Source organism: Paracoccus alkenifer (genome assembly GCF_900108405.1).
Lineage (GTDB): Bacteria > Pseudomonadota > Alphaproteobacteria > Rhodobacterales > Rhodobacteraceae > Paracoccus > Paracoccus alkenifer.
In genome coordinates, this window is the sequence record NZ_FNXG01000002.1 from 756,585 (window position 1) to 781,122 (window position 24,538).

Annotated in this window: 22 protein-coding genes; 7 read left to right on the top strand and 15 right to left on the bottom strand. The window is 65.8% G+C overall.

The features are described from left to right. Positions 1-25: 25 nt before the first annotated feature. The 11 genes from BLW83_RS07775 to BLW83_RS07825 all read right to left on the bottom strand — a co-directional run bounded on the left by BLW83_RS07775 (position 26) and on the right by BLW83_RS07825 (position 10,619). On the bottom strand, positions 26-940 hold the full coding sequence (locus BLW83_RS07775) for a LysR substrate-binding domain-containing protein (protein WP_090847204.1): 915 nt from the start codon (positions 938-940) through the stop codon (positions 26-28). Between the two features lie 51 nt (positions 941-991). Continuing rightward, entirely contained in the window at positions 992-2,269 is a 1,278-nt protein-coding gene (locus BLW83_RS07780; RefSeq protein WP_177172516.1) for an amidase, read from the bottom strand. Beyond that, on the bottom strand, positions 2,266-3,441 hold the full coding sequence (locus tag BLW83_RS07785; protein ID WP_090847208.1) for an oxamate carbamoyltransferase subunit AllG family protein: 1,176 nt from the start codon (positions 3,439-3,441) through the stop codon (positions 2,266-2,268). The genes BLW83_RS07780 and BLW83_RS07785 overlap by 4 nt, the downstream gene beginning before the upstream one ends. 23 nt (positions 3,442-3,464) lie before the next feature. After that, the gene (locus BLW83_RS07790) at positions 3,465-4,076 is read right to left on the bottom strand and encodes a hypothetical protein (RefSeq protein ID WP_218139095.1); all 612 of its coding nucleotides are present in this window, start codon (positions 4,074-4,076) and stop codon (positions 3,465-3,467) included. Then, complete coding sequence (locus BLW83_RS07795; protein ID WP_090847212.1) at positions 4,073-4,966, bottom strand: NAD-dependent epimerase/dehydratase family protein; 894 nt, start codon at positions 4,964-4,966, stop codon at positions 4,073-4,075. Before BLW83_RS07795 ends, BLW83_RS07790 begins: the two co-directional genes overlap by 4 nt. 11 nt (positions 4,967-4,977) lie before the next feature. Then, entirely contained in the window at positions 4,978-5,943 is a 966-nt protein-coding gene (locus tag BLW83_RS07800) for a PDR/VanB family oxidoreductase (RefSeq protein ID WP_090847214.1), read from the bottom strand. Next, positions 5,943-7,160 carry an aromatic ring-hydroxylating oxygenase subunit alpha gene (locus BLW83_RS07805; protein ID WP_090847216.1) on the bottom strand — a complete coding sequence of 406 codons (1,218 nt, stop codon included), beginning with the start codon at positions 7,158-7,160 and terminating at the stop codon, positions 5,943-5,945. The genes BLW83_RS07800 and BLW83_RS07805 overlap by 1 nt, the downstream gene beginning before the upstream one ends. 184 nt (positions 7,161-7,344) lie before the next feature. Continuing rightward, positions 7,345-7,776 (bottom strand): VOC family protein, encoded by a 432-nt coding sequence (locus tag BLW83_RS07810; RefSeq protein WP_090847603.1) that lies wholly within the window; start codon positions 7,774-7,776, stop codon positions 7,345-7,347. A 6-nt stretch (positions 7,777-7,782) separates the two neighbouring features. Further along, positions 7,783-9,087, bottom strand: coding sequence for a TRAP transporter large permease (locus BLW83_RS07815; protein WP_090847218.1), 1,305 nt, complete (start codon positions 9,085-9,087; stop codon positions 7,783-7,785). 15 nt (positions 9,088-9,102) lie between these two features. Then, positions 9,103-9,699: a TRAP transporter small permease gene (locus BLW83_RS07820; RefSeq protein ID WP_218139096.1), complete on the bottom strand. Its 597-nt coding sequence runs from the start codon at positions 9,697-9,699 to the stop codon at positions 9,103-9,105. After that, complete coding sequence (locus BLW83_RS07825) at positions 9,699-10,619, bottom strand: TRAP transporter substrate-binding protein (RefSeq protein ID WP_218139097.1); 921 nt, start codon at positions 10,617-10,619, stop codon at positions 9,699-9,701. The genes BLW83_RS07820 and BLW83_RS07825 overlap by 1 nt, the downstream gene beginning before the upstream one ends. A 384-nt stretch (positions 10,620-11,003) precedes the next feature. Here BLW83_RS07825 and BLW83_RS07830 point away from each other — a divergent pair, with 384 nt between their 5' ends. Next, complete coding sequence (locus BLW83_RS07830) at positions 11,004-11,471, top strand: hypothetical protein (RefSeq protein ID WP_090847606.1); 468 nt, start codon at positions 11,004-11,006, stop codon at positions 11,469-11,471. A 3-nt stretch (positions 11,472-11,474) separates the two neighbouring features. Here the strand turns inward: BLW83_RS07830 and BLW83_RS07835 are convergent, their stop codons facing one another. Further along, entirely contained in the window at positions 11,475-12,386 is a 912-nt protein-coding gene (locus tag BLW83_RS07835) for a prephenate dehydratase (protein WP_090847222.1), read from the bottom strand. Between the two features lie 184 nt (positions 12,387-12,570). Here BLW83_RS07835 and BLW83_RS07840 point away from each other — a divergent pair, with 184 nt between their 5' ends. The 6 genes from BLW83_RS07840 (at position 12,571) to BLW83_RS07865 (ending at position 20,359) form a co-directional block, all read left to right on the top strand. Next, positions 12,571-13,104 carry a c-type cytochrome gene (locus BLW83_RS07840; protein WP_090847224.1) on the top strand — a complete coding sequence of 178 codons (534 nt, stop codon included), beginning with the start codon at positions 12,571-12,573 and terminating at the stop codon, positions 13,102-13,104. Between the two features lie 217 nt (positions 13,105-13,321). After that, positions 13,322-15,220: an extracellular solute-binding protein gene (locus tag BLW83_RS07845; RefSeq protein WP_090847226.1), complete on the top strand. Its 1,899-nt coding sequence runs from the start codon at positions 13,322-13,324 to the stop codon at positions 15,218-15,220. A gap of 30 nt (positions 15,221-15,250) precedes the next feature. Then, the gene (locus BLW83_RS07850; RefSeq protein ID WP_090847228.1) at positions 15,251-16,330 is read left to right on the top strand and encodes a microcin C ABC transporter permease YejB; all 1,080 of its coding nucleotides are present in this window, start codon (positions 15,251-15,253) and stop codon (positions 16,328-16,330) included. Then, entirely contained in the window at positions 16,327-17,430 is a 1,104-nt protein-coding gene (locus BLW83_RS07855) for an ABC transporter permease (protein ID WP_090847230.1), read from the top strand. Before BLW83_RS07850 ends, BLW83_RS07855 begins: the two co-directional genes overlap by 4 nt. A 92-nt stretch (positions 17,431-17,522) precedes the next feature. Continuing rightward, positions 17,523-19,148, top strand: a complete 1,626-nt coding sequence (locus tag BLW83_RS07860; RefSeq protein ID WP_245728674.1) for an ABC transporter ATP-binding protein — start codon at positions 17,523-17,525, stop codon at positions 19,146-19,148. Then, the gene (locus BLW83_RS07865; protein ID WP_090847234.1) at positions 19,145-20,359 is read left to right on the top strand and encodes a glycosyltransferase; all 1,215 of its coding nucleotides are present in this window, start codon (positions 19,145-19,147) and stop codon (positions 20,357-20,359) included. Before BLW83_RS07860 ends, BLW83_RS07865 begins: the two co-directional genes overlap by 4 nt. 152 nt (positions 20,360-20,511) lie before the next feature. On the opposite strand, the gene gyrA is transcribed toward BLW83_RS07865, so the two are convergent. The 3 genes from gyrA to BLW83_RS07880 all read right to left on the bottom strand — a co-directional run bounded on the left by gyrA (position 20,512) and on the right by BLW83_RS07880 (position 24,497). Further along, positions 20,512-23,208, bottom strand: a complete 2,697-nt coding sequence (gyrA, locus tag BLW83_RS07870; protein WP_090847608.1) for a DNA gyrase subunit A — start codon at positions 23,206-23,208, stop codon at positions 20,512-20,514. Between the two features lie 174 nt (positions 23,209-23,382). Then, positions 23,383-23,883: a disulfide bond formation protein B gene (locus BLW83_RS07875; RefSeq protein ID WP_342707510.1), complete on the bottom strand. Its 501-nt coding sequence runs from the start codon at positions 23,881-23,883 to the stop codon at positions 23,383-23,385. A gap of 17 nt (positions 23,884-23,900) precedes the next feature. Then, positions 23,901-24,497, bottom strand: a complete 597-nt coding sequence (locus tag BLW83_RS07880; RefSeq protein WP_090847612.1) for a DedA family protein — start codon at positions 24,495-24,497, stop codon at positions 23,901-23,903. Positions 24,498-24,538: the final 41 nt, after the last annotated feature.

Sequence of the window (24,538 nt, forward strand, 5' to 3'; positions counted from 1 at the left end):
AGCCCGCCTGTTTTCCGCGTGCGACTCAGGCGCGGGCTTCCGGGCGGGTATCCTCAAGCGTGTCGCATTCCGTTTCATTCACGAGCCAGCTGGCCACCTTGGCGGCGCGGACGCGCATGGGCCTGCTTTTGGGCCAGGCCAGATAATATGAATAGCCTTCGAGTTCGAGGCGGAAGGGGCGGATAAGCTCGCCGCAGGCCAGCAGCTCGGCCAGCAGTCTTGGGCTGCTGAGCATGATGCCCTGGCCGTTCAGCATGTGCTGATAGCGCACGTTGGTGTCGTCCACCAGCATCGAGCCGGCGCCGGTGACCTGCGGGACGCCGGCAAGCTTCAGCCAGTTCATCCAGTTGAGTTTGCTTTCTTCGTGCAGCAGGTTGAATTTCTGAAGATCCGCCGGAGTCCTGGGTATGCCGTGGGTTCTGGCCATTGCGCGGCTCATGATCGGGGTCATGTTGCCGCGCACAAGGCAGCGGCTTTCCATGTCGGGCCAGTCGCCTTTCCCCCACAGGATGGCCAGATCGACCTTGTCCACATCGGCTAGCGTAAAGCTGGAACGGTGGATCAGGTTCAGGTCGATATTGGGATACGAGGTCCACAGATAGCGCAGCCTTGGGGTCAGCCAGTGGCTGGAAAAGAACGGACGGCACAGGATGCTGACGCTCTTGCTGCTGCGCAGGGATTTCATCTGCTCGACCGCATCCGAAATCTGCCGGAACGGAGTGTCGAGATTCTGAAAAAGATAGTCACCCTCTTTGGTCAGGAACATGCGGCGTGCCTGCCGGGTGAACAGCTTTGTTTCCAGGTATTCTTCCAGCGTCTTGATCTGGTGGCTGACGGCCGAGGGCGACACCTGCAACTCGGTCGCCGTGCTGGTGAAGTTCAGGTGCCGCGCAGCCACCAGAAAAGTGCGTAATGCGTTCAGATGCGGAATATGGGTCATCAAGGCATCCAGTGGCTTTCAGCTGGTGGAATGCTGTCTGTGGGGATCGGCCTATTCCAATAGCGCCAGCCTGCCCGCAAATTCAAGAACCGTCGCATCGCTCCAGCGCGCGCCGATCAGCTGCACGCCCAGGGGCAGGCCGTCGGCGTCCGCTTGTGCGGGCCATGTCACTGCCGGCAGCCCCAGCATCTGCCATGGCCGGCTCATATGCGGAGAGCCGGTGGCCGCCAGTCCCATCGGCGCGCTGCCGGGCGCTGCGGGGGCGATCAGCCCCGCGTATCCGTCCATCCGGGCCGCAAGCCAGGCGGCATGGCCGGCGACCTCGGATCTTGCGGCCAGGTAATCGCGAAAAGCGATGGCCCTGCCGCTGGCGACAAGTTCGGCAAAGGCGGGACCGATCTCGTCGGGGTGGCCTGCCTCGGCCGCCATGTTGCGCGCCGCCTCGTAGGCCATGATCGTCTTGTGCAGCTCGACCAGCCGCATGAGCCGGTCCCCGCAGTCAAGCTGTTCGACGACGGCGCCCGCGCTTGCCAGCCTGTCCGCCACATGACCTGCGGCGGCCTCCATCTCGTTCGAGACGTCGCCGACGGTGCGCCCGCTTACCAGCAGAAAGCGCGAGTCTGCCAGCGACGCGAGAGGTTCGCTCTGCACGGCGTCCGGTCCGGCCAGAAGCCCGGCCACCAAACGCACATCCGCGCAGCTTGCGGCGATCATCCCCAGGGAATCCAGCGATTGCGCAAGGGGCTGGATCCCGCGCAGCGACATCATTCCGCGGGTCGCCACATATCCGACGGCCCCGCAATATGCGGCAGGGCGGATCACCGAGGCGGCGGTCTGCGAACCCAGCGCCACCGGCACCATCCCGTCCGCCACCGCCGCCGCCGAGCCGCTGGACGACCCGCCCGGCGTGCGGCGCAGGTCGCGGGGGTTGGCGGTCTTGCCCGGGGTGAAATAGGCGAATTCGGTCGTGACCGTCTTGCCCAGAATCAGCGCCCCCGCCGCCCGCAGGGCCGCGACGCAGGCGGCGTCGTCGGCCGGACGACGCCCCGCATGCAGGTGCGATCCCAGCGTCGTGGGCATGTCGGCGGTGTCGATGATGTCCTTGACCGCGACCGGCAGCCCTTTAAGCGGGGTGCCGGACAGCCACCCGGCATTGGCACGCAGCCAGTCGTGGCATTCCGCACGCGGGCGCAGGTGCTGCCAGGCGCCGAGCCGGGATTCGCGGGCCTCGATACGGTCGTAGCAGCGGTCCAGAAAGCCATGGGCGTCCGCTTGGCCCGCCTTGATCTGCGCGAGGGTGTCGGTCAGGGATTCCGATGCCGGGTTCATGCCGCCTCCTGGGCCAAGGCCATCGTCTGGCCGTCGATCGCGGCGCAGCCGCCGCCGATCCGACCTGCTTCGCCCGCGGCGTCGATCATGCCCAGCAGGACCATCGGTCCCACCCCGGCCGCCGCGGCCTTGTGCGCGCTGGTCACCCCCGGCCGCCCAAACACCTCGACATGGCCGTGCAATACGGCGGCGGGGCGGTCTGCGGCATCCCGCGGCAGCAGCCCCTCCATCGCGGCGCGGACCGCGGGTGCGGCGTCCAGCGCCTGCCCGCCCAGCCCCATGAAATCCACCAGCGCGCTGTCGCCAAGGGCCGGGGCGGCCCGCCGGCCCGTATGCGCGGCCTCGATCCGGCCGTTGATCGCGGCGGCGGGCGCGACGATCCATTCCCCCGGCCGTGCCGCGACCTGATAGCCAAAGCTGTGCCCGTTGCCGCCGGCGCGGGTGACGATACCGCTGCCCGCCACCCCTTCGGCCGCCGCCGCCATCAGCCCGCACATCGCCATCCAGACATTCAGCGCAAAAGCCGGCGAGGCGTCCAGAAACGCCGCGATCCGCCCGTCCGGGTCGGGATCGCCGGGTCGCGACCCCAGCGCTGCGACGATCGCAGCCGAGCCGTGCATGGTGCGCGAATGGCAGTCGTCGCCCGCCGCCAGCGCGTCGCGCAGCAGCTCTTGCAGCGGCAGCGGCCGGGAAAGCCGCGAGGCAACCCACCCGGCCACCGCGGTGTCAAGCCAGCGCAGATGTGCCGGCAGGTCGGGATGCAGGATGCCCAGCCGCGTGCAGAGCGTCATGCCTTCGTTCAGCGGGCTGTAGCAGCGCGCCGTGGGGTTGGCCGCGTCGCTGACCTCAAGCAGCGCGGACGAGGGGCCGACCGCCCCTGCCAGCGGCACCAGCACCCGGTGATCCTGCGCGGGCGCCAGACCTATCGCGCCCGATGCGATCAGGGCGCGCGCCGCCGCCGGATCCGTCGCCCAGCCCTCGCGGACGCAGGCGATGCACAGCGAATTCATCACCGGCACCGGAATATCGCCGAGGTCCGCAAAGGGCGGTCCCGCATGCAGCAGGACGCGCCCATTGAGTCCGGGCAATTCACGCAGGTGGCGGATTGCGGAAAGCTGCGGACGGGTGGCGTCCACGCGCAAAAAGGCGGCACGGTCGGCTTGGTCGGTCACGAAGTTATCCTTTCCCGGTCGCGTCAGGCGCGAATCCAGCTTTCGCTGTGAGCCAGCGCAGCAGACTGCGCGCGGCGGTCGAAAAAGTCGCGCTCGACGGTCTGGCCGGGCAGGGTTTTCCCGTCCACCGTGACCGAGGCCGAGCCGGCGGGCTGGAACACGCTGAACATTTCGTGCTTGCCGGTCTGGCTGTCCGCAGGGGGCTGGGCCACGGCGAACATCTCGCCCACGTCGTTCCAGCGCAGCTCGACCTTTCGTCCGCCGAATTCGGCCACCTCGGTCACATGGCGGGGATAATCCGCCTCGGTGCGGAACGTTGCCCCGTCCACGATCTCAAGCGCGTCGATGGCCGTTTGTGCCGGCCGGAACAGGCCGAAACAGCGGACGAAATCATCGACGAGATAGCGCGCAAGCGGCGCGTTGTCGGTCACGCACAGACGCACCGCATCGCCCGGCTGCTCGTCATAGGGGTTCTGCAACACAAGGATCATGTTGCCGCGCCCGTAATCCGAGCCGTTGATGCGAAAGAACACCGCCAGGGTGGACCAGTCGCCGTCCGGATCGGTCTTGAGATACAGGGGGGGGTTGTCCCCGGTCCAGTCCACCTTGCCCTTGCGAACATAATCCATGGTCATGCGTTTTCCCTTTCCATGATCTTGCCGGCGTGTGCAGCACGCATCGCGTTGAAATCGGACGTCGGCGCCCAGCCCAGTTTTGCCCTTGCGCGGGCGTTTCCGAAAACCGAGGCAAGCGGGTTGCGCCGGTAATGGTCCTGGTCGACCGCCCGGGGCAGATCGCCCATGCTGGTGCGGAACCATTCCAGCGTCGGCACGGGGTGCGAGCTGTCATCGGCGCCGATGTAGAAACTGTCGAATGTGATCCCCTGAACCTCGACTGCGGCCCTGAAGGCGCGGGCCAGATCCTCGGCGGTCACGTAATAGAACAGCCAGTGCCGCCCGGGCGCATCGACAAAGTCCAGATAGGCGCCCAGGGTTTCGGGCAGGATGACGGCCAGCGGACGCAGGCAGATCACCTCCATCTTTCCCTTGCGGGCAAAGCTTTCGCCCATCACCTCGGCGATCTGCTTGCTGACCCCGTAGGGATAGACCGGGCGGTTTTCGTGCGTCTCGTCGATCGGCAGCGATTGCGGCTGCCAGTCCGGGCGCATTTCCTGCAAGCCGCAGATCGAGATGGACGAGCAGAGCACCGTTTTTCCGACGCCCTGTTCCTCGGCGGCTTGCAGCACATGCCAGCTGCCGCGGGTGTTCACGTCGATGTATTGCTCGGGCGGGCATCCCCAGTCGTAATCCAGCCCGGCAAGATGGACGGCGACATCCGCGCCCTTGAGCGCCGCGCGCACGGCATCGATGTCCATCACATCGGTCCGAACGAATTCGGCCGGCTGGTCGAAGCCCAGAGGGGCAAGATCGGCATTCACCACGTCATGTGCGGCGGCGAGACATTCGATCACATGCCGGCCCACCCGGCCCGAGCCGCCGGTGACGACGACGCGCTTGCGTTCCATTGCGCTTCCTTTCAGATATCCAGTTCCAGCTCGCGGCCCTTGCAGCGCGAGACGCAGATCATCATGTATTCGCCGTCGGCGCGTTCGGCCTCGGTCAGCACGCTGTCGCGGTGGTCGGGGATACCGCGCAGCACCCGGGTTTCGCAGGTGCCGCAGATGCCGTCCTTGCACGAGCTTTCCACCTTGATTCCGGCCGCGCGCAGCACTTCGAGGATGGATTTGCCGGCGGGCACATGCAGCCGCTGCCCGTTTGAGGCGCAGATCACGTCGAACCCGTCCCCGCTCAGGTCGGCCGGCGCCGCGGCGGCGAAGCGCTCGATGCGCAGCCTCCATGCCGCGCCCTCGTTTCGGGCCTGCAACGCATCCAGCAGCCCCCCGGGGCCGCAGGAATAGACCGTGGTCTGCCCGTCCAGCGGATCCAGCAGCCCCGCCAGATCCAGCAGCCCCGCCTGGTCATCAAAGTGAAAGCGCACCCGTGCCGGATCCAGCGCCGCCAGCTCGTCGGCAAAGGCAAGGTGGTCGCGGCTGCGCGTTGCCGCCACCAGATGCCAGTCGCGCCCCTGGGCTGCGGCCTGCCGCACCATGGGCAGGATCGGCGTGATGCCGATGCCGCCGGTGATGAACAGCGTCTTTTGTCCCGGCTCGAACGGAAAATGGTTGCGCGGCGCCGAAATGGTCAGCAGGTCGCCCTCTTTCAGGGTCTCGTGGACAAAGGCCGAGCCACCCCGGCCTGCCGCCTCGTGCAGGATCCCCACGCGGTAGCCGTCACGCCCGCCCGGATCGCCGCAAAGCGAATACTGGCGGATCAGCGGCATCCCGTCGGCGTCGCTGACCGGCAGCTTGAGGTCGATATGGGCGCCCGGCGTCCAGTCGGGCAGGCCCATGCCATCCACCGCCGCCAGCGTCAGCCCCACGATACCCCTGGCCAGGGTATCGCGGTGCGCAACCTTGACGACTATGTCGCGCGGCTGTTCCATCACTCGGCCGCGATCGCGCGGGACTTGTCGGCGGCGCGCTGATCCTCGGCCCGGTATTTATTCACCAGCCAGGTTTGCAGGCGCTTGATGACCTCTTCCTCGGCGGCAAGCGGTCCGCGCGCGGCAAAGTTCGAGTTGTAGCCGATCTGGCAGCTTCGCCAGGCATACAGGTCTTCTTCCATGACAGGCGCCAGATCCCCGACCTCGCGGTCGTAGTTGGCGCGGAAATCGTCGCGTGCCAGCGAGCTTTCCGGATACATCCAGCCCACCCCATACATGGATTTCTGCGCCTCGACCGGCAGCCACAGGAAATACTTGACCTTGTCGGGCATCGCCACGATCAGCAGGTTCGGCGCCACGGTGATATAGGACAGCTGGGTGCGTTCCTTGTCGGTCAGGGTTTCGATGACCGGTTGCAGCACCGACTTGGTATGGGTGGGGGCGGCGTCCTTGTGCGGGCTGCACAGGTTGTAAGAGGTGATGCCCCGTTCCACGTCGTTGAACTCGACAGCCTCGTCCAGGGTGGTGCCCCGGTTCAGCTCATACATGTCGCCCCACGACGACGAATGCAGGAACATGCAGTGGTAGCATTCGTCGTTGAAGATCTTCCAGTTCCAGTCAAAGGTTTCCAGTTGCAGCGGCTCGGGGGCGCGCAGCGACGCCATGTTGTAGTTGCGAAGCTGTTCGCTCAGCTTGCCCAGCCGTTCGGACACGGGCGCAAGGCTTTCGTCAAAGGTCATGAAGATGAAACCTTCCCAGACCTCGGTGCGCATCTTGGGCAGGCAGATTTCCGAAAGATCGACCTTGGAATTGGGATTGTCGGAAATTCCGGGTGCCGCGATGAGCTGGCCATTCAGATCATAGGTCCAGGCGTGCAGTGGGCAGCGCAGGCGGCGCAGGTTGCCTTGTCCTTCGGCGACGATCATGCCCCGGTGCTGGCATACATTGGCCATGACCCGAACTTCGCCGTCCCGGTTCCGAATCACGATCAGCGGATCCTTGCCGATGCGAATGGTGTAGTAATCGCCGGGGTTGGGAATGTCATTCGCACGGCCGACGCAAAACCATTCATGCCCGAATACGGCATTCATTTCGAAATCGAAGAATTCGTCGGTCGAAAAGACCGCTGCGGGCAGGGCGACGACCTGCTCGACCTCAAGTGTGCTGCTGGCAAAGTCACTGATGGCGATGGGCGATCTCAGGACGGGCTTGTTCATCTGCGTCTCCTGTTGGTGGGCGCACCGGGTGTGTGCTGCGACTGATCCAGTGATACCGGGGCGCCTGCCCGCAAGGAACCAAGGGGTTCTCAAACAACAATGAATTAAATTCACAGCGCGGCGGCGGCTTGCGGCCATATCGCGAATAAGAAACGGGCGCCCGAGGCGCCCGTTTCATTTCTGCTCATGCCTGATCCAGCGGCTCTATGATTTCGATGGGGATTCCCTCGGGGTCGAGAACAAAGCCGATCATCCGGGTGCCATGCGCCATCCTGCGGGCCGGGGTCCGGATGGTCACGCCCTGGCGTTCCAGCCAGTCCATTGCCGCAACCACGTCGGGCACAATAAGGGCCAGATGCCCGAAACATTCGCCCGCGGGATAGGGCGTGTCGCGGTCCCAGTTCCATGTCAGTTCCAGCGCGGTCCGGTCATCATTATCCCCGAACCCCAGAAAGACGTTGGTGAAACGCCCGCCCGGATATTCCGCCCGGCGCAGGATATTCATTCCCAGCAATCCGGAATAGAACCCGATTGCCCGATCAAGATCCTGCACGCGGATCATGACATGGTCCAGCCGGAAATCCGGCCGTCCCTGCGGTGCAATGCGATCGCGCATCATCGCTCAGACGAATGCCGTCATGAACAGGACGATCTGCGGAAAGACGCTGATCAGGATCACGACCAGCACCATCAGCAAAAAGAACGGAAACGCGGCCATTGCCACCCGGGAAATCGGCTGTCCGGTCAGGGATTGCAGGATGAACAGGTTGAAGCCGACCGGCGGAGTCATCGTCGCCAGTTCGCACATCAGGACCAGAAACACCCCATACCAGATCGGATCGAACCCGGCCTGCACGATCAGCGGCAGCGTGATCGGCAGCGTCATCACGATGATGGAGATCCCGTCAAGGAAACACCCCAGCACCAGATAAAACACCGCCAGCATCATCAGCAGCACATAGGGCGAAAGATGCAGCGATTCGATCAGCTTGACCAGTTCCTGCGGAATATGGGCATAGCCGATCGCGCTGGACAGCACCGCCGCCGCCACCAGGATGGTGCAGACCATAGCCGAGGTGGACACCGCCCTGAACCCCGCGTCTATCAGCACTTGCAGCCGCAGCTTGCCCATCGCCGCCACCAGCAGGATCGTGGCCGCGACGCCGACCGCCGCCGCCTCGGACGGGGTGGCAATGCCGCTGTAGATGCTGCCCAGGACCAGCCCGATCAGGATGAAGATCGGCATCAGGTCCGAAAGCCCTTGCAGCACGTCGCGCCAGTTCACGCGCCCCTCGGATTTCGGGGCAAGCGCCGGGTTCGCCACGCAACGGATCATGATGTAGACGGAATACACGAATGCGATCAGCAGCCCCGGCAGGATCCCGGCGATGAACAGCTTGGCGATCGAGACTTCGGCCAGCACCCCATAGATGATCATGACGATGGATGGCGGGATCAGCAGCCCCAGGCTGCCGGCCCCGGCCAGCGACCCGACCGCCAGCGAGTTGTCGTATTTGCGTTCCGCCAGCGCATCGGTGGTGATGCGACCCACCGTGGCGGTGGTGGCCGAGGTCGACCCGCTGATGGCCGCAAACAGGGTGCAGCCCAGCACATTGGTATGCAGCAACCGCCCCGGCAGCCATTGCACCATGGGCGACAGGCCGCGAAACAGCCGGTCGGAAATATCGGTGCGAAAGATGATTTCCCCCATCCAGATGAACAGTGGAATCGCCGACAGCTCCCATGCGCTGGCGCTGCGCCAGGTCACTGTGCGCAGGATGGTGCCGACCTGCGTGATCGGCATGTCGGTGACCAGCACCATTGCCCCGATGGCCACCATGAACAGCCCGGCAAAGACCCAGACACCCATGCCGAGAAACATGACGAGAAGCATCAGAAAGATGCCCATTCCGGAAAGAACTTCCATTCCTGCCTCCTGCGGTCAACGGGCCGAATGTGGATTTTTCGCGATCAGCTTCAGCGCGTCGGCCAGAAGCTGCACGAAAAAGATCGCCAGCCCGGCAAGGACCAGGCTTTCGGGGATCCACAGGGGAACATGCGCGATGGTGTCGCTGGTCACGCCGCGCATAAAGTTCCGCGAGACGGTTTTCCAGAAGATCCACGTCATGAAACCCGCAAGACACGCGGTCAGCAGGATACAGCCCAGCCGCAGCGCCCGGTTCAGAACCGGGGACCGGACCATGTCGAGCAGAAAGGACACCCGGATCAGCGCCCCGTCCGACATGGCGCGCCCGAGTGCCAGAAAGGTCATCGCCGCCACGCTGTAGCCCACAAACTCGTCAAGCACATAGGTCGAGGTGCCAAACAGGCTGCGCAAGGCGATTTCCAGCAGGATATGGCTCGTGACAAAGACCAGGATCAGCATCGCGACAATGCCGCCGAATGCGGATAAAAGACGCGCCAGGCGCTGAAAGCCGGCGATCAGCCCGCGGGCGGCCGGCGCCCCGCCGGCCTCGGCGTCCTGCACATCGGTTTCAAAATCCGACTGCGCGGTTTCCATTCCCTCGAATGCCGCCATCAGTTCGACTCCGCGCCTGATGTGCCCTGACGATAGGCGTCCAGGATCTGGACCCCGCTTTCGCCGACCTGCTTGAGCCAGGCGTCGATGACCGGCTGGGCGTTGTCGGCCATCTGCTGGCGAAAGGCGGGATCGACCTCGCGCTGGATGGTCATGCCCTTTGCCTCGCCCTGCTCGTAGCTTTGTGCGACGGCGTCGGCGATATTGGCCCAGGCGTGGGCTGCGGTTTCGTCGGCGGCCTGTTGCACCAGCGCGCGTTGCGCGTCGTCAAGCCCGTTCCAGACGTCAAGGTTGATCGTCGCCAGGTTGACCGTGCTGTCATAGTTGATGGCGGCGAAATGGGGGGTGTATTCGTTGAAGCTGGCGCTCAGCCCCGCCTCGATCGAGGTCAGCACCCCGTCGATGCCCCCCGCGCTGAGCTGCGGCACGATATCGGCCCAGCTCAGCTGGACGGGCGATGCGCCGGCCGTGCGAAACACCTCGGTCGAGTTGGCGTCATAGGTCCGCATCTTCAGGCCGGCGAACGACTGGGAATCGGCAAGTTCCTTGCGGCTCCACAGCCCGCTGGAGGCCCAGGGCGAGGAATACAGCAGCCGCTGGTTATAGCGTTCCAGAACGGTGTTGAAATGCGGTTCGGCCACATCGAACAGGCGCTTGGCCTCTTGCGGGTCCGAGGTCAGGAACGGCAGCGACATCAGCAAAAACAGCGGATCCATCCCGCCAAGCGGCGCAATAAAGGTGTTGGCCAGCGGAACCGCGCCGTCACCGACCGCATCAAGCTGGTCACGCGACCTGAACCCCAACGCACCGCCGAAATGATGGGTGATGGTAATGTCGCCATCGCTCAGTTCGGCAAGCCGCCGGCTGAAAAACTGGTCGGTCTCGCCCTGAAGCGACGTGGCCGGATATTCGTTGGGCATATCCCATGATACGCTGCCGGCATGAACGCCAGCCGTTGCAAACGCCAACGCCACCGTCGCCACAAGCGTCCTGATAGTGCCTGAGTTCATTGCTGTTCCTCCCTCGCAATTGTCGCCCGCGCTCTCTCCCTTAGCAGAGCTGCAAAGACTTTCACGGGCCTTTGGTCAGACTCTGAGTAAACGGCGGGCCGGCAAATTCACCAGCGCCCTCTTCTCATTCCTTTATGAAAAAAATTCACAGGGTAAGCGGGGCTTGCGCCATGGCGTTGCCGCCGGCCCGACGCCTGCCGGGGCGGGGACTGCCGGATTTTCCTGCCGGCAGCGAACTTGCGTCCCGCCGGGCCGGGGGCTAAGACGCCCGCGTTTCAGGTTCGGATGTTTGCAATGAAATTTTCCCTTCGCCACGACAGCGACCTGCCTGCCGACCAGCTGTTTCGCGCCGTCAGCGGTTTTGACCGCATCGAACGGATGCTGGCCCGCCGCGGGATCGAGGCGCGCCGGGGCAGGGTGGTCGCGCCGGATCCGGGCGCCGCCTGGGACATCGGTTTCGACCTGCGCGGCAAGCGCCGCGAATTGCAGCTCGAACTGGCCGAATTCGCCGTGCCCGAGCGAATCGCCATGACCGGCATGGGCGAGGGGCTGGATATTTCGGTCGCGATAACGGTGGTGGCGCTGACCCGGGCGAAATCGCGCGCCATCTTCGAGGTCGAGGTCAGGCCCCGCCACATGCGCGCGCGGCTGATGTTGCAAACGGCCAAGCTGGGGAAAAGCCAGCTTGACCGGAAGTTCGCCGACCGGGCCGGGCGGTTCCTGAACGACCTGACCAGCCAACAGGCCAGCCAGCAGGGCTGAGGCTCAGCCCTCGGCCGGGGTCTGCCGGGTGCGCAGCGGGTCCGCCGGATAGACCCCCAGAATCGTCAGGGTCGAGGTGAAATAGCGCAGTTCTTCCAGCGCGCGGGCGACGGGGGGATCCTCGGGGTGGCCCTCGATGTCGGCGTAGAATTGCGTGGCGGTGAACACGCCGTTCACCATGTAGCTTTCCAGCTTGGTCATGTTGACGCCGTTGGTCGCGAACCCGCCCATCGCCTTGTAAAGCGCGGCCGGGATGTTGCGCACCCGAAACACAAAGCTGGTCAGCATCCGGTCGCGCCCCTCGCGGTCGGGGCGGCGCGAATGATCGGGGCGGCGCGACATGATCAGAAAGCGGGTGGTGTTGTTCTGCCGGTCCTCGATCTCGTCGGCCAGCCGGTCCAGCCCGTAGATTTCCCCGGCCAGCGGGCTGGCCAGCGCGCCCAGATGGCGCTGCCCGGCGCGGGCCACATGCGCGGCGCTGCCGGCGGTGTCGGCGCCGGTGACGGTGCGGATGTCGTGGCGGCGCAGGAAATCGCGGCACTGGCCCAGCAGCACCGTATGGCTCATCGCCTGGGTGATCTCGTCCAGGCGCACGCCCGGCAGGCCCAGCAGGCTGATATGCACCCGCACAAAGGTTTCGTCCACGATATGCAGCCCCGATTCGGGCAGCAGGTGGTGGATGTCGGCGACCCGGCCATAGGTCGAGTTTTCGACCGGCAGCATCGCCAGATCGGCGGCGCCGGACCGGCAGGCCTCGACCGTGTCCTCGAATGTCGCGCAGGGCAGGGCCTGCATGTCGGGGCGGGCGCCGCGGCAGGCTTCGTGCGAATAGGCGCCCGGCTCGCCCTGAAAGGCGATCCTGCCGGTTGCCGGGAAATCTGCGGAAATGGCGGGATCGGTCACGGGATCGGTCATATGCGCACCTGAACGGCATCGGCGGGGGGCGCCCATGGGCGGACGCAAGCGGGGCGGGGCCGGATCGACCGGGCTGCAACAGGGGCCTGCAATCGTCGGACGCCGCCGAACTACACCTTGAACCGGCGAAGTGAAAGCGGATAGATAGCCCCCAGACACACGCCCGGACCACGAGGAAAGACCCATGTTCAACACGATGACCGTGACCAAGACGGCCGGTGCGCTGATCGGATCGCTGTTGTTTTTGCTGCTGGCATCGTGGTTCGCCTCGTCGCTTTACCACGTCGGCCCCGGCCATGTCGCCGAGGGCGAAGAGGCGCCGCAGGCTTACCGCATTGCCGTTGCCGGCGGCGATGACGACGCGGCCGCGGACGAGGCCGCCGACGAAGGCCCCGATTTCGCCGAACTGCTGGCCGCGGCCGATGTCGCCGCCGGGGAAAAGGCGTTCGGCAAATGCCGCGCCTGCCACAAGCTGGACGGGTCGAACGGCGTCGGGCCGCATCTCGACGGCGTGGTGAACCGCGACAAGGCCTCGGTCGACGGCTTCAACTATTCCAACGCCGCGCTGGAACAGGAAGGCTCGTGGGCGCCCGAGAACATCGACGCCTTCATCACCAACCCCAAGGGCTATATGCCGGGCACCAAGATGAGCTTTGCGGGCATCAAGAACCCCACCGAGCGTGCGAATCTGATCGCCTATCTGGAAACCCAGCAGTAACCCGCGCACCCGGCTGGACGGCTGGGGGGGCAGCGATGCAGGGCGCGGGCCGTGGTCCGCGCCTTTTTGCATTGGCGCGGCCCGGTGCGGCCGCGGGTCACGACTGCGCCATCCGCAGCCGTCCCGGGCGCCATGCGGCTTGCGGGTGGCGGCCGGACTGACCTAGCCTCGGGCAGACGGCGAATGCGGCCGGCAGGGATCAACAAGGCGGGAACACATGGTCGCGACACGGGATTTTCAGTCGGCAATCCGTTTCGGGGCAAGGGTCGCGGCGCTGCTGGCAATGGGCGCGGCGGCGGCGCTGGCGCAGGATGCGGCGGCGCAGGGCGGGGGCGAGACCATCACCTCGCACGGCGTCGGCACCTTTGACGAGCTGCGCCTGCCCGCCGATTTTCCGCATCTGGCCTATGTGAACCCCGACGCCCCCAAGGGCGGCGAGATCAGCGAATGGCAAGCCGGCGGCTTTGACAGCTACAACCCGTTTACGGTCAAGGGGCGGGGCGCGGCCCTGTCCACCATCATGCTTGAGCGCCTGCTGGAAGGCACCGCGGACGAGATCGGCGCCGCCTATTGCCTGCTGTGCGAGACCGTCGAATACCCCGAAAGCCGCGACTGGGCCATCTTTACCCTGCGCGAGGGGATAAGGTTTTCCGACGGCACGTCCATGACCTCGGACGACGTGCTGTTTTCCTATGAAACCTTGCGCGACAAGGGGTTGTCATCGTTTCGTGCAGTGCTTTCTCAGATCGTTGCCGATGCCGAAGTGCTGGACGAGCGCCGCATCCGCTTTAACTTTACCCCGGATTACCCGCGTCGCGACGTGATTCAGGCGGCAGGGGGGCTGCCGATATTCTCTCGTGCAGATTTCGAACAAAATCAGCGTGATATATCGAACAGTTCCAAACTGCCTTATGTCGGATCAGGGCCGTATATGTTTGGGCGCGCCGACATGGGCCGCTCGGTCACCTGGGTGCGCAACCCCGATTACTGGGGCGCCGATCTGCCGATCAACCGAGGCCGGCATAATTTCGACCGCATCCGCATCGAGTATTTCGGCGATTACGATTCGGCGTTCGAGGCGTTCAAGGCCGGCGAATACAGCTTTCGCAACGAGGCGTCCTCGATCCACTGGGCGACGCGCTATGATTTTCCCGCCTTTCGCAACGGCTGGGTCAGGAAAGAGGAACTGCACGACGGCAATATCGCCAACGGGCAGGCCTGGGCGATCAACCTGCGCCGGCCGCAGTTTCAGGATGTGCGGGTCCGTCAGGCGATCGGGCTGACCTTCAACTTTGAATGGTCGAACGCGACGCTGTTCTACGGGCTGTATGAGCGGGTGAAAAGCTTCTGGGATAACAGCGAGCTGGCGGCGACCGACCTGCCCGGCGCGGATGAGCTGGCGTTGCTTGAGCCCCTGCGCGCCGACCTGCCCGAGGCGGTTTTCACCGAACCCGCCGCGCTGCCCGCGGTCAGCGGCGAGCGTCAGCTTGACCGCGGCAACCTGCGCCGCGCCGCCGCGCTGCTGGACGAGGCCGGCTGGACCATCCCCGAAACCAGCCGCGACGGTATCCGCCGCAACGATCAGGGGCATCCGCTGCGGGTGCAGATCCTTAATGATTCCCAGACCTTCGACCGGGTTATTAATCCGTGGGTTGAAAACCTGCGCGCCCTTGGCGTCGATGCTCGCAACGAACGCGTGGACGACGCCCAGCTTGAGGACCGCAAGCGCAACCATGATTTCGACGTGATCACCGCGCATCTGGGGCAGGATCCCATCCCGGGCGCGGGGTTGCAGCAGTATTTCGGGTCGGCCTCGACCGGGGATGTGTTCAACGCCATGGGGCTGGAAAATCCGGCGGTGGACGCGCTGATCGCCCGGGTTGAATCGGCCTCGACGCAGGACGAGCTCACCACCGGCGTCCATGCGCTGGACCGGGTGCTGCGGGCGCTGCATTTCTGGGTGCCGCAGTGGTTCAAGGGCAAGCACACCGTCGCCTATTGGGATATGTTCGGCCACCCAGACGAACTGCCCCCCTATGCCTTGGGCGAGCTTGATTTCTGGTGGTTCGACGCGGATAAGGCGGAAACGCTGAAAAAAGCCGGGGCGATCCGCTAACCGGCGGGGCACGGGGCGCAGGAACGACCGATGGGCGCATATCTTCTGCGGCGGCTGCTGCTGATCGTTCCGACGCTGATCGGGATCATGCTGGTCAATTTCACCCTGACGCAATTCGTCCCCGGTGGCCCGATCGAACAGATCGTGGCCCGCGTGCAGGGCGAAGGCGACGTGTTTCGCAACATCTCTGGCGGCGGCGACGCCGGGCAGGGCACCGGCGGCTCGGAACGCTATGCCGGCGCGCAGGGCCTGCCGCCCGAATTCATCGCCGAACTGGAACGCGAATTCGGGTTCGACAAGCCGCCGGTGCAGCGGTTCCTGTCGATGCTGGGCAACTACCTGCGCTTTGATTTCGGGCAAAGCTGGTTCCGCTCGATCTCGGTGGTGGATCTGGTGGTGGAAAAAATGCCGGTCTCGATCACGCTGGGGTTGTGGTCGACGCTGCTGGCCTATCTGATCTCGATCCCGCTGGGCATCCGCAAGGCGGTGCGCGACGGCACCAGCTTTGACACCTGGACCTCGACCGCGATCATCATCGGCTATGCGATCCCCGGGTTTCTGTTCGCGGTGCTGCTGATGGTGCTGTTTGCGGGCGGCAGCTACTGGCAGATCTTTCCGCTGCGCGGCCTGACCAGCGACAATTTTGCCGACCTGAGCCTGTGGGGCAAGGTCAAGGATTACCTCTGGCACATCACCCTGCCGGTGGCGGCCTCGACCATCTCCAGCTTTGCCACGCTGACCCTGCTGACCAAGAACAGCTTTCTGGACGAGATCAACAAGCAATATGTGATCACCGCCCGCGCCAAGGGGCTGACGGAAAGCCGGGTGCTTTACGGGCATGTGTTCCGCAACGCCATGCTGATCGTGATCGCCGGGTTTCCGTCGCTGTTCCTGGGGGTGTTCTTTGGCAGCTCGATCCTGATCGAGACGATCTTTTCGCTGGACGGCCTTGGCCGGCTGGGGTTCGAGGCTGCGGTGCAGCGCGATTATCCGGTGATCTTCGGCACGCTCTACGTGTTCGGGCTGCTGGGGCTGCTGGTCGGGATCCTGTCGGACCTCACCTATGTGCTGGTCGACCCCCGCATCGACTTTGAAAGCCGCGCCGGATGAAACTTTCCCCCCTCAACCAGCGCCGCTGGCGCAATTTCCGCCGCAATCGCCGCGCCTTCTGGTCGCTGCTGATCTTTGCGGCGCTGTTCGTGCTGTCGCTGCTGGCAGAAATCATCGCCAACGACCGCCCCATCGTCGCCAGCTACCGCGGAGAGCTGTATTTCCCCGCCTATCGCTTCTACCCGGAAACCACCTTCGGCGGCGATTTCCGGACCGAGGCGAATTACACCGACCCGTCCGTCGAATGCCTGATCGTGTCGGGCGGGCGCGAGGAATGCTGGGACGAACCGCAGGCGACCATCGCGGCATCCCGCAGCGGCTTTGTCAACGGGCAGGAAATCCACCGCGGCTGGACGATCTGGCCGCCGATCCCCTATCACTACCGCACCATCAACAATGTCGGCACCGCGCCTTCTTCCCCCGATGCCAGCCACTGGCTGGGCACCGATGACACCGCCCGCGATGTGACGGCGCGGGTGATCTACGGGTTCCGCCTTTCGATCCTGTTCACGCTGATCGTGACGGCGGTTGCCTCGGTGCTCGGCATCGCGGCGGGGGCGGTGCAGGGGTATTTCGGCGGCCGCACCGATCTGGTGTTCCAGCGTTTGCTGGAAATCTGGGGCTCAACGCCCTCACTTTACGTCATCATCATCCTGTTCGCGATTCTCGGGCGCAGCTTCTGGCTGCTGGTGTTCGTCTCGATCCTGTTCGGCTGGCCGGCGCTGGTCGGCGTGGTCCGGGCCGAGTTCCTGCGCGCGCGCAATTTCGAGTATGTCCGCGCCGCCCGGGCGCTGGGGGTGCGCGATCGCACCATCATGTTCCGCCATATCCTGCCCAACGCCATGGTCGCCACGCTGACCATGCTGCCGTTCGTGGTCACGGGCACGATCTCCAGCCTTGCCGCGCTGGATTACCTCGGCTACGGGCTGCCGGCCTCGGCGCCCTCGCTTGGCGAACTCGCGTTGCAGGCGAAGCAGAACCTTCAGGCACCGTGGCTGGGCTTTGCTGCCTTCTTTACCTTTGCCATCATGCTGTCGCTGCTGGTGTTCATCTTTGAGGGCATCCGCGACGCTTTTGATCCCCGAAAGACCTTCCGATGAGCAGCCAGCCCCGGGCCGCCCCCTCGCATCTTCTGTCTGAAAATATCCCGGGGTCCGGGGCAGCGCCCCGGTCCGGCGATGACGCAAATATCGTGCTTGACGTCCGCGACCTGCATGTCGGCTTCCGGTCTGAAGGCCGGCTGGTTCCCGCCGTCAAGGGCGTCAGCTTCACCGTTGGCCGCGGCGAAACCGTGGCACTGGTCGGCGAATCCGGGTCCGGCAAGTCGGTTACCGCGCTTTCGACCGTGCAGCTTCTGGGTTCTTCCGCGCAGATAGGGGGCAGCGTGCTTTACCGCGGTGCCCAGATGATCGGCGCGCCAGAATCGAAACTGCGGGCGGTGCGCGGCAACGATATCAGCTTCATCTTCCAGGAGCCGATGACCTCGCTCAACCCGCTACACACGCTGGAAAAGCAGATCGCGGAAAGCCTGGCGCTGCATCAGGGGCTGCGGGGCGCCGCCGCCCGTGCCCGCATCATCGAACTGCTGACCCGCGTCGGCATCCGCGACCCCGAAACCCGGCTGGCCGATTACCCGCACCAGCTTTCGGGCGGGCAGCGCCAGCGGGTGATGATCGCCATGGCGCTGGCAAACGGCCCGGAACTGCTGGTCGCGGATGAACCCACCACCGCGCTGGACGTGACGATTCAGGCGCAGATCCTCGACCTGCTGGCCGGGCTGAAACGCGACGAGGGCCTGTCGATGCTGTTCATCAGCCACGACCTCGGCATCGTGCGCCGCATCGCTGACCGGGTCTGCGTGATGCAGGGCGGCGAGATCGTGGAACAAGGCCCGGCCGAGCGGATTTTTGCCGCGCCCGAACACCCCTATACCGCCAAGCTGCTGGCCGCCGAGCCCAAGGGCATCGCCGAGCCCATCGACCCCGCCGCGCCGGAGATCGTGGCGACCGATGACCTCAAGGTCTGGTTCCCGATCCGCCGCGGCTTCCTGCGCCGCACCATCGGCCACGTCAAGGCGGTCAATGGCGCCACCCTGTCGGTGCGCGCCGGGGAAACCCTTGGCATCGTGGGGGAATCCGGATCGGGCAAGACCACGCTGGCGCTGGCGGTGATGCGGCTGATCGAAAGCCGCGGCCGTATTCTTTACCTTGGCCGCGACATCTCGGGGGTCGAGGGGCGGGCGCTGCGCCGCCTGCGCCGCGACATGCAGATCGTGTTTCAGGATCCTTACGGCAGCCTGTCGCCGCGCATGACCGTGGGCCAGATCATCGCCGAGGGGCTGGGCGTCCACGGCACCGAGCCCGGCCGCGACCGCCGCCAGATGGTGGCCGAGATCATGGAAGAGGTCGGCCTCGACCCCTCCAGCATGGACCGCTATCCGCATGAATTTTCCGGCGGCCAGCGCCAGCGCATCGCCATCGCCCGCGCGATGATCCTGCGCCCGAAAATGGTGGTGCTGGACGAACCGACCAGCGCGCTGGACATGACGGTGCAGGTGCAGATCGTCGAACTGCTGCGCGGGTTGCAGCGCCGCCACGGGCTGGCGTTCCTGTTCATCAGCCATGATTTGCGGGTGGTCCGCGCGATGAGCCACCAGATCCTGGTGATGCGCGCGGGCGAGGTGGTGGAACAGGGCACCACCGCGCAGGTGTTCGACGCCCCGCGTCAGGATTACACGCGCGAATTGATCGCCGCCGCCTTTCGCGACCACCGCGGCGGCGCGCCGTTGCCCGGCCGGCCTGCCCCCGTTGGCGCATGAAGATCCTGTTCGTCCACCAGAATTTTCCCGGCCAGTTCCCGCACCTCGCCCCGGCGCTGTCGGCGCGCGGGCATCAGGTGCTGGCCCTGACCGATGCGGAAAATACCCGCCCCTCGCCGGTGCGGGTGGTGAAATACGCAAGCCCCGCGGCCGTGCCGGGCGGCCATCCGCTGGGCCGCGCCTATTGCGATATGGCGCAGCGCGGCTGGCAAGCAGCACGGGCCGCGCGCGCCCTGCGCGACCGCCACGGCTACCGCCCCGACGTGATCCTTGGCCATTCCGGCTGGGGCGAGACGCTGTTTCTGCGCGAGATCTGGCCCGACGCCAGGCTGCTGGTCTATGCCGAGCTGATGTATCGCACTCGCGGGCAGGATGTGGGTTTCGACCCCGAGGTGGTGCCCGATACCGATCAGGCCCGTATTCGCACCGTGGCGCGTTCAGCGCATCTGATTCAGGGGTTGGTGCAGGCCGACGCCGGGCTGACACCCACCCGCTATCAGGCCGACAGTTTCCCGCCCGAACTGCGCGCCAAGCTGACCGTGATCCACGACGGCATCGACACCGCCCGGGTCCGCCCCGATCCCGCCGCGACCCTGACCCTGCCGGGGGGAAAGATGCTGCGGGCGGGGGACGAGGTGCTGTCCTATGTCTCGCGCTCGCTGGAACCTTACCGCGGGTTTCACACGCTGATGCGGGCGTTGCCGCGGGTGCTGGCGGCGCGGCCGCGCGCGCAGGTGGTGCTGGTCGGGGCCGAGGGCACCAGCTACGGGGCCAAGCCCCGCGACGCCGAAAGCTGGAAACAGAAGCTGCTGGCCGAGCTTGGCGACCGCCTGCCGCTGGACCGCGTGCATTTCCTGGGCCGGGTGGCTTACGCGGATTATCTGTCCCTGCTGCAACTTACGCGGGTGCATTGCTATCTGACCTATCCCTTTGTCCTTAGCTGGTCGCTGACCGAGGCGATGGCGGCGGGCTGTCAGATCGTCGCCTCGGACACCGAGCCGGTGCGCGAGCTGATCCGCGACGGCGAGCAGGGCCGGCTGGTGCCGTTTCACGACCGCGAGGCGCTGGAGGCGGCGCTGATCTGCGCGCTCAGCGGCGACCCCGCGGCCGCCCGGCTGGGGGCGGCGGCGCGGCAGGCGATCCTAGACGGCTATGACCTGCATCGCCACAGCCTGCCCCGGCAGATCGCCTGGGTAGAGAGCTTCGGCTAGTATCGGGACAGGAAAGGGGCGCTGCCCCTCGCGCCTGCGGCGCTCACCCCGGGATATTTGGATGATGAAGAACCGGGCTGCGCCGGGCCACGCGGATCGGGAGTCCGGCCGAAGTGCTGGCAGGGCCGGCGGTGTGGGCCGCCGGCGCTGTCTTATTCCTCGGCGTCGTCCTCGGGCTCGCCGTTGTCGCCGTTTTCCTGATCGGCGACGCGGGCGACGGTCACCACCTCTTCGCCCTCGGCGGTATTCAGCACCCGCACGCCGCCGGCCGAGCGCGAGCGGAAGCTGATCCCGTCCACCGGCACCCGGATCGACTGCCCGGTCGAGGTCGCCAGCATGATCTGGTCGTCCAGCGTCACCGGGAAGCTGGCAACCAGCGGCCCGCCGCGCATGGCGCGGTCCATCGCCATCACCCCCTGACCACCGCGACCGCGCACCGGATAATCGTGGCTGGAGCTGATCTTGCCCGCACCGCGCGCGGTGATGGTCAGGATCAGATCCTCGGCCGCCGACATTTCAGCATAGCGGTCCTGGCCAAGCGCGGTTTCCGCCACCGCCTCGTCCTCATCGGGCTCGGCGCCGTCGTCCAGCGCGCCCTCGACCGCGCGGCGCATCTTGATATAGGCGGCGCGTTCCTCGGGCGACGCCTCGAAATGCCGGATCACCGACATCGAGACCACGCTGTCCCCCGTCGCCAGCCGGATCCCGCGCACCCCGGTCGAATCGCGGCCCTTGAACACGCGCACGTCGGTTGCGGGAAAGCGGATCGCCCGGCCCATGGCGGTGACCAGCATCACGTCGTCGTTTTCGTCGGCGATGCGGGCGTCGACCAGGCTGACCCCTTCGGGCAGCTTCATCGCGATCTTGCCGTTGCGCATGATGTTGGTGAAATCCGACAGCGCATTGCGGCGCACATCGCCGGCCGAGGTGGCGAACACCACTTGCAGCGAATCCCATTCGTCCTCGGGGACGTCCACCGGCATCAGCGCCGCGATCGAGGTGCCGCCGTCGATCGGCAGGATGTTGACCAGCGCCTTGCCGCGCGCGGTGCGCCCGCCCAGCGGCAGCCGCCAGGTCTTGAGCCGGTAAACCATGCCCTCGGTGGTGAAGAACAGCAGCTCGGTATGGGTGTTGGCGACGAACAGCGTGGTGACCACGTCGTCGTCCTTGGTCGCCATCGAGGACAGGCCCTTGCCGCCCCGGCGCTGGCTGCGGAATTCCGACAGCGCCGTGCGCTTGACATAGCCGCCCGAGGTGATGGTGACGACCATGTCCTCGCGTTCGATCAGGTCTTCGTCGTCCAGATCGCCGGCCCAGTCCACGATCTCGGTCCGGCGCGGCACGGCGAACAGCTCGCGCACCTCGCGCAGCTCGTCCGAGATGATGTCCAGCACCCGCTGCCGGCTGGCGAGGATCGCCAGATAGTCGCGGATCGCATCGGCAAGCGCCTGCAATTCGTCGGTGACCTCTTGCACGCCCAGCTGGGTCAGGCGTTGCAGGCGCAGTTCCAGAATGGCGCGGGCCTGGGTTTCCGACAGGTTATAGGTGCCGTCATCGTTGACCGGGTGCAGCGGGTCGTCGATCAGCCGCAGATATTCAAGGATCTCATGCGCCGGCCAGCGCCGCTGCATCAGCCGCTCGCGCGCCTCGGCCGCGTCTTTTGAGGCGCGGATCGTCGCCACCACCTCGTCCACGTTGGACACCGCCACCGCCAGACCGCACAGCACATGGCTGCGTTCGCGGGCGCGGCGCAGCTCATAGGCGGTGCGGCGGGCGACCACCTCTTCGCGGAAGGTGATGAAATGGGTCAGGAAATCGCGCAGTGTCAGCAGTTCCGGGCGGCCGCCGTTCAGCGCCAGCATGTTGCAGCCGAAACTGGACTGCATCGGGGTAAAGCGGAACAGCTGGTTCAGCACCACCTCGGCGGTGGCGTCGCGTTTCAGTTCAATGACGACACGCACGCCCTGACGGTCGGATTCGTCCTGGACATGGGCGATGCCCTCGATGCGCTTTTCCTTGGCCAGTTCGGCGATGCGTTCGATCAGCGTGGATTTGTTCACCTGATAGGGCACGTCGTCGAGGATGATCGCCTCGCGCCCCGCGCGCACGGTCTCGATCCGCGTGCGCGCCCGCAGCACCACCGAGCCGCGCCCCTCGAAATACGCCTTGCGGATGCCCGAGCGGCCCAGGATCACGCCGCCGGTGGGGAAATCCGGGCCGGGGACGATCTCGATCAGCCGCTCGGTGGGCAGGTCGGGGTTTTCGATCAGCGCCAGCGTCGCGTCGATCACCTCGCCCAGGTTGTGGGGGGGGATGTTGGTCGCCATGCCGACCGCGATGCCGCCCGCCCCGTTGACCAGCATGTTGGGAAACCGCGCGGGCAGAACGCTGGGCTCGCGATCCTTGCCGTCGTAGTTGTCCTGGAAATCGACGGTTTCCTTGTCGATGTCGGCCAGCAGCCAGTTGGCCACGCGGGCCATGCGCACCTCGGTATAGCGCATCGCCGCCGGCGAATCGCCGTCCATCGAGCCAAAGTTGCCCTGTCCGTCCAGCAGCATCAGCGACATCGAGAACGGCTGCGCCATCCGCACCAACGCGTCATAGATCGAGGCATCGCCGTGGGGGTGGTATTTCCCCATGGTGTCGCCGACCGGGCGCGCCGATTTTCGATAGGGCTTGTCGTGGGTGTTGCCGCTTTCGTGCATGGCGAACAGCACGCGCCGGTGCACCGGCTTCAGCCCGTCGCGCAGGTCGGGGATCGCCCGGCTGACGATGACCGACATGGCATAGTCGAGATAGGCGTGGCGCATCTCGTGCGCGATGTCGACCAGCGGCCCGTCATGGGGCATCACCGCCCGCTCGGGCGCGTCGGATTCCGGCGGGGCCGTGCCCTGGATGGGGTCGTCGGTGGGAAGCTCGTCGTCGGGGGTGTCGGCCAAGGGGTCTGCCTCAATATCTCGTTGCACGGACCTGTATCACCCACCGCTAGTGGGTTCAACGGCGACCGACGCCGGCGGCAGGTCTCAGCGTGCCGAGCGGCGCAGCGACAGCGCCCACAGCCCGGCCAGCAGCGCCGACAGGATCGCGTTCCACGCCGCCATCGACAGGCCCAGAAACACCCAGGCGGGCTGGTCGCAGCGCACCACCTGCGCGCCGCGGATGCGCGATAGCAGCTCTTCGGTCGACACCGCGCCCAGATCGCCCAAGCCGCCCGAACAGGCGGCGGGACCGGCCCACCAGCCCTGCTCGACCCCGGTGTGATAGGCGGCGAATGCAACCGCCAGCAGCGCCGCGATCAGCCCCAGCGCCGCCAGCGCCCGGCGAAACCCCAGCGCCGCGATCGCCACGGCCAGCACCGCCGCTGCCGCATGGGGCCAGCGTTGCAGGATGCACAGCTCGCAAGGCGCAAACCCCAGCGCCTGAAAGAACAGCGCCCCGGCCAGCAGCGCGGCCGAACCCCCGCCCGCCGCGACGGCCAGCATCCGGGGCGAGGGGGCGCCGAGCGGCTCGGACATCATGCGCATGGAATCACCGAAAGATTTCAATGAGGCCGCCAAGTGGCCACGCGGTAGATGTACACGAGAACCACGGTGACGACGACGATCTTCGACAGCGGGTCGATCACTTCCTCGACAAGATGGAAATTCGCCTGCAACACCAGCCCCGACAGGGTCAGAACCAGCGTCCACAGCAGGCTGCCCAGCACGGTAAAGGCAAAAAACCGCCACAGGCTCATCCGCGCGATCCCCGCGGGAACCGAAATCAGCGTGCGAACCGCCGGAATCATCCGCCCCAGAAACACCGCCGCACCGCCGCGCCGGTCGAACCACGCCTGCGCCATGTCGATGTCGCCGGGCGACAGCGTCATCAGCCGCCCGTGACGCGCAGCCCAGCGTTTCAGCCGCGCGGCCCCGATCCACCAGCCGATCACGAACCACGCGCTGGTGCCCACGACCGAACCCAGCGTGCCGGCGATTACCGTCGGCAGCAGCGACAGCTTGCCGCTGGCCGCCAGATACCCCGCCAGCGGCATGATCACCTCGGACGGGATCGGCGGGAACAGATGCTCGGCGACCATCAGCAGGAAGATGCCGGAATAACCCCAGCTCTCGATTACAGAAAGCACCCAGTCGAACATCGCGCCCATCCCTTGCCGTGAACGCGCCCCATGCCACAGCA

What these genes read in the sequence shown, in the direction of transcription:
- BLW83_RS07865 (WP_090847234.1), top strand. Translation starts at nt 19,145, where the DNA reads ATGAAGATCCTGTTCGTCCACCAGAATTTTCCCGGCCAGTTCCCGCAC.
- BLW83_RS07875 (WP_342707510.1), bottom strand. Translation starts at nt 23,883, where the DNA reads ATGCGCATGATGTCCGAGCCGCTCGGCGCCCCCTCGCCCCGGATGCTG.
- BLW83_RS07815 (WP_090847218.1), bottom strand. Translation starts at nt 9,087, where the DNA reads ATGGAAGTTCTTTCCGGAATGGGCATCTTTCTGATGCTTCTCGTCATG.
- BLW83_RS07880 (WP_090847612.1), bottom strand. Translation starts at nt 24,497, where the DNA reads ATGTTCGACTGGGTGCTTTCTGTAATCGAGAGCTGGGGTTATTCCGGC.
- BLW83_RS07855 (WP_090847230.1), top strand. Translation starts at nt 16,327, where the DNA reads ATGAAACTTTCCCCCCTCAACCAGCGCCGCTGGCGCAATTTCCGCCGC.
- BLW83_RS07825 (WP_218139097.1), bottom strand. Translation starts at nt 10,619, where the DNA reads ATGCCCAACGAATATCCGGCCACGTCGCTTCAGGGCGAGACCGACCAG.
- BLW83_RS07790 (WP_218139095.1), bottom strand. Translation starts at nt 4,076, where the DNA reads ATGACCATGGATTATGTTCGCAAGGGCAAGGTGGACTGGACCGGGGAC.
- BLW83_RS07795 (WP_090847212.1), bottom strand. Translation starts at nt 4,966, where the DNA reads ATGGAACGCAAGCGCGTCGTCGTCACCGGCGGCTCGGGCCGGGTGGGC.
- BLW83_RS07840 (WP_090847224.1), top strand. Translation starts at nt 12,571, where the DNA reads ATGTTCAACACGATGACCGTGACCAAGACGGCCGGTGCGCTGATCGGA.
- BLW83_RS07805 (WP_090847216.1), bottom strand. Translation starts at nt 7,160, where the DNA reads ATGAACAAGCCCGTCCTGAGATCGCCCATCGCCATCAGTGACTTTGCC.
- BLW83_RS07835 (WP_090847222.1), bottom strand. Translation starts at nt 12,386, where the DNA reads ATGACCGATCCCGTGACCGATCCCGCCATTTCCGCAGATTTCCCGGCA.
- BLW83_RS07810 (WP_090847603.1), bottom strand. Translation starts at nt 7,776, where the DNA reads ATGCGCGATCGCATTGCACCGCAGGGACGGCCGGATTTCCGGCTGGAC.
- BLW83_RS07775 (WP_090847204.1), bottom strand. Translation starts at nt 940, where the DNA reads ATGACCCATATTCCGCATCTGAACGCATTACGCACTTTTCTGGTGGCT.
- BLW83_RS07845 (WP_090847226.1), top strand. Translation starts at nt 13,322, where the DNA reads ATGGTCGCGACACGGGATTTTCAGTCGGCAATCCGTTTCGGGGCAAGG.
- BLW83_RS07830 (WP_090847606.1), top strand. Translation starts at nt 11,004, where the DNA reads ATGAAATTTTCCCTTCGCCACGACAGCGACCTGCCTGCCGACCAGCTG.
- BLW83_RS07820 (WP_218139096.1), bottom strand. Translation starts at nt 9,699, where the DNA reads ATGGCGGCATTCGAGGGAATGGAAACCGCGCAGTCGGATTTTGAAACC.
- BLW83_RS07780 (WP_177172516.1), bottom strand. Translation starts at nt 2,269, where the DNA reads ATGAACCCGGCATCGGAATCCCTGACCGACACCCTCGCGCAGATCAAG.
- BLW83_RS07850 (WP_090847228.1), top strand. Translation starts at nt 15,251, where the DNA reads ATGGGCGCATATCTTCTGCGGCGGCTGCTGCTGATCGTTCCGACGCTG.
- gyrA (WP_090847608.1), bottom strand. Translation starts at nt 23,208, where the DNA reads ATGCCCCATGACGGGCCGCTGGTCGACATCGCGCACGAGATGCGCCAC.
- BLW83_RS07800 (WP_090847214.1), bottom strand. Translation starts at nt 5,943, where the DNA reads ATGGAACAGCCGCGCGACATAGTCGTCAAGGTTGCGCACCGCGATACC.